The organism is Acinetobacter sp. USHLN143 (assembly GCF_037145695.1).
Classification (GTDB): domain Bacteria; phylum Pseudomonadota; class Gammaproteobacteria; order Pseudomonadales; family Moraxellaceae; genus Acinetobacter; species Acinetobacter fasciculus.
The window spans coordinates 1-223 of record NZ_JBBCWZ010000333.1 but is presented as its reverse complement, the minus strand read 5'-3'; the positions used below and the strand labels follow the sequence as shown (position 1 = coordinate 223).

At 40.8% G+C, this 223-nt stretch carries 1 protein-coding gene; it reads left to right on the top strand.

Annotated elements, in window-relative coordinates:
• Window positions 1-223: transposase (locus WFH18_RS18265; RefSeq protein ID WP_336755469.1), on the top strand; the 223-nt coding region annotated here is incomplete at both ends.

Genomic DNA, 223 nt, shown 5'->3' with positions numbered 1-223 from the left:
GGCAAGCGCATGCGGTGATTCCACCTAGAAAAAATGCGAAACCATGGAAAGATACAAAGAGTAGCTCGCTAGAGCGAAATGAATTACTTCGAACAATTAAACGTTTAGGCACGACACTATGGAAAAAATGGTCAGGCTATCATCGGCGAAGTTTGGTTGAAACTAAGATGCATTGCATCAAATTATTAGGAGATAAACTCAGTGCAAGGAGTTTTGATAGCCA